Origin of the sequence: Acidithiobacillus ferriphilus, assembly GCF_018854775.1 — a bacterium.
Classification (GTDB): Bacteria; Pseudomonadota; Gammaproteobacteria; order Acidithiobacillales; family Acidithiobacillaceae; genus Acidithiobacillus; species Acidithiobacillus ferriphilus.
On record NZ_JAAZTY010000054.1, the window covers coordinates 1 to 3,284 of the forward strand.

1 protein-coding gene is annotated in these 3,284 nt (G+C 63.1%); it reads left to right on the plus strand.

All coding sequences use genetic code 11. The features are described 5' to 3' along the window. Positions 1 to 3,284: FAD-dependent oxidoreductase (locus HF921_RS04610; protein WP_215893389.1), on the plus strand; the 3,284-nt coding region annotated here is incomplete at both ends.

A 3,284-nucleotide genomic window follows, 5' to 3' on the forward strand; every position in this document is an offset into this window, starting at 1 on the left:
GCCCAGAGTGAGTTTTTGTTATGTCTTGCGCCGCATCTTGAGCGGTTTATCGCCCGGCTTTTTTGTGTGGAGCCGGAGGTGGCGGAGTTGCAGGCCCGGACCCGCAGCCATGATGTCGTCATGGATTTCAAGAAGCATTTCGTGCTGCGCCGCGCGCGGCGTTACCGGGGCGAGTTTTCCGAATCTTTTGCTGATCTCGATCACTGGCTGGATGCAGAAATCCAGCAGCGGTGCTGGCCGCGGGAGGATCGCGAATGGGCGGTTGCCCGGCTGGGCGAAGAATGGCTCAAGGATGAAGTGGCGCATGCCGCGGCCATTCACCGTTTGACGCAGTGGTGTGCCCTTATCCTCAGCGACCCACAGGCCGCTCTGGCGGTGCCGGGTTGGTCGAGTTTCCGTCTGCCGCAGCGCGTGGATCACGAAGCCCTGGTGCCGCTGCAGCGGCGCGATGATCTCCAGGGCGCGCCCTTTGTCGCGCCGCAAGGCAGCTTGCGGCGCCGTGACAGTTTTCATCTCACGGATCAGCGGATGGACCCGCGCGGGGTTCAGAGCGAAGTGCATTATTGTCTGTATTGCCATGATCATGAGGGGGATTTCTGCTCCAAAGGGTTTCCGGAGAAGAAAGGGGTGCCGGAACTGGGTCTCAAGGTGGACCCGCTGGGTGTGACCCTGACCGGCTGTCCCCTGGAAGAAAAGATCTCGGAAATGCAGCTCCTCAAGCGCGATGGTTTCAACATCGCCGCGCTCGCCATGGTGATGGTGGACAACCCCATGGTCCCCGCCACCGGGCATCGTATCTGTAACGACTGCATGAAGGCTTGCATTTACCAGAAGCAGGATCCGGTGAATATCCCGCAGGTGGAGACCCGGGTACTCACCGATGTGCTGAATCTGCCCTGGGGGGTCGAGATTTACGATCTGCTGACCCGCTGGAATCCGCTGCGGCACACGCAATATCTGGCGCGGCCCTACAACGGGCGGAAGGTGCTGGTGGCGGGGATGGGGCCGGCGGGTTTCACCATGGCCCATCATCTGTTACAGGAGGGCTGTGCGGTCGTGGGGATAGACGGCCTGAAAATCGAACCGCTTCCCCAGCAATGGCTGGAGCAGCCCATTCGCGACTGGAGCAGTCTCCAGGAGGACCTCGATGAGCGGATCCTGCTGGGATTCGGCGGGGTGGCCGAATATGGCATTACCGTCCGTTGGGACAAGAATTTCCTCAAACTGATTTATCTGACCCTGGCGCGGCGCCCGAATTTTCAGATTTTCGGTGGTGTGCGGCTGGGCGGTACCATCACCCTTGAGAATGCCTGGGAACTGGGTTTCGATCATGTCTGTATTGCCACGGGCGCGGGCTTGCCGCGGGTGGTGCCGATGGGCGAGAGTCTGGCGCGCGGGATGCGCCAGGCCAGTGATTTCCTGATGGCCTTGCAGCTGACCGGGGCGGGCAAGCGGTCCAGTCTCGCCAATCTGCAGGTGCGCCTGCCGGCGGTGGTGATTGGCGGTGGTCTGACGGCGGTGGATACGGCGACCGAGGTGCAGGCCTATTATGTGCGGCAGGTGGAGAAGGTCTTGGCGCGCTACGAAGCGATGGCGGCGCGCTCCGGGGAAGAAAAGCTCCGCGCCGGGCTGGCTGCCGAGGATGCGGAGATTCTGGAAGAGTTCCTGACCCATGGCCGGGCGGTGCGGGCGGAGCGGGAGCGGGCTGGCGGCGCGGGTGAGGCACCCAATTTCGTGCCGCTGATCCAGTCCTGGGGCGGCGTGACCCTGGCGTATCGCAAAGGCATGCGGCAGTCGCCCGCCTATACGCGCAACCATGAGGAACTCATCAAGGCCATGGAAGAAGGCCTGTACTATGGCGAGGGTCTCGATCCACTGCGGGCTGAACTGGACAGCCATGGGCATATCGCGCACATGGTCTTCCGCCGGATGCGCGAAGTGGAAGGGCGCTGGCTGGCCAGTGATCAGGATCTGCGGCTGCCCGCCCGTGCCGTCTTTATCGCCGCCGGCACCGTCCCCAATACCATCTACGAACGGGAATATCCGGGGACTTTCCAATTGGATGGGGACCATTTCCAGACCCATGTGGCCCACGATAACGGGCCGTTGCAGGCGGTGCAGGTGGCTGAACATTGCAAGGCGCCGGAGGCCGGTCCCTTTACGTCCTATGGCGACCGCAGCGGGCATCGGATCAGTTTTATTGGGGATACGCATCCGGTGTTTCATGGCAGCGTGGTCAAGGCCATTGCTTCGGCCAAGGCGACGTATCCGCAGGTCATGCACGCTTTGGGGACCTTGGCGGCGGCCGGCGATTTTGACCTGCGGCGTTTTCAGCAACGCCTGCAGCAGGTGCTGAGCATGCGGGTATTGCGTATCGATCGCAGCAATCCCGCCGTTACCGAGCTGTGGGTGGAGGCCCCGCTGGCGGCCCGGAATTTCCGGCCAGGGCAGTTTTTCCGCTTGCAGACGTATGAGTCCCATAGCGTGATCGAAGAGGGCACCCGTTTGCAGATTCCGGTGCTGACGGTCAGCGGTGCGGGGGTGGAAGGGGACGCGGTGCGCCTTTTGATCCTGCAGTGGGGCACCGGGCCGCGCCTGGTGGGCCGCTTGCAGCCGGGCGATCCGCTTATTCTCATGGGGCCGACCGGGGCCCCCACCGACATCCCCACGGATAAGACGATCCTGGTGGTCGCCGGACGCTGGGGTGCGGCGGTGATGCTGGATATCGGCCCGGCCTTGCGGGCGGCGGGCAACCGCGTGCTCTATGTGGCGGCCCTGGCGAAAGCCAGTGAACTGGATAACCAGGCGGAACTGGAAGCGGCGGCGGATCAGATCATCTGGTGTACGGGCAGTGGTCCCTTGATCGCCCCCCATCGGCCGCAGGATCTCAGTGTGGAAGCCAGCGACATGGTGGCTCTGCTGTGCGCCTACGGGGCCGGGGCATTGCCCGGACAATCCACGCAGGGCGGTGCGGGGATAGCGCTGAACAGCGTGGATCGTCTGATGGTCATGGGTTCCACCGGCCTGCTCAAGGGTTTTCAAAAGGCGCTGAAGGCGGAGTTACAGCCTTATTTCCGGGCGGATCTGGAGGCTACCGCGACGGTGGGCAGCCCCATGCAGTGCATGCTCAAAGGGGTTTGCGCCCAGTGTCTGCAATGGCAGATCGACCCGGAGACGGGGCAGCGCACCAAGGCGGTGTTCTCCTGCGCGCAGCAGGATCAGCCCCTGGCCTGGGTGGACCTCGATAACCTCACCGCACGACAAAGTCAAAATCGCCTGCTGGA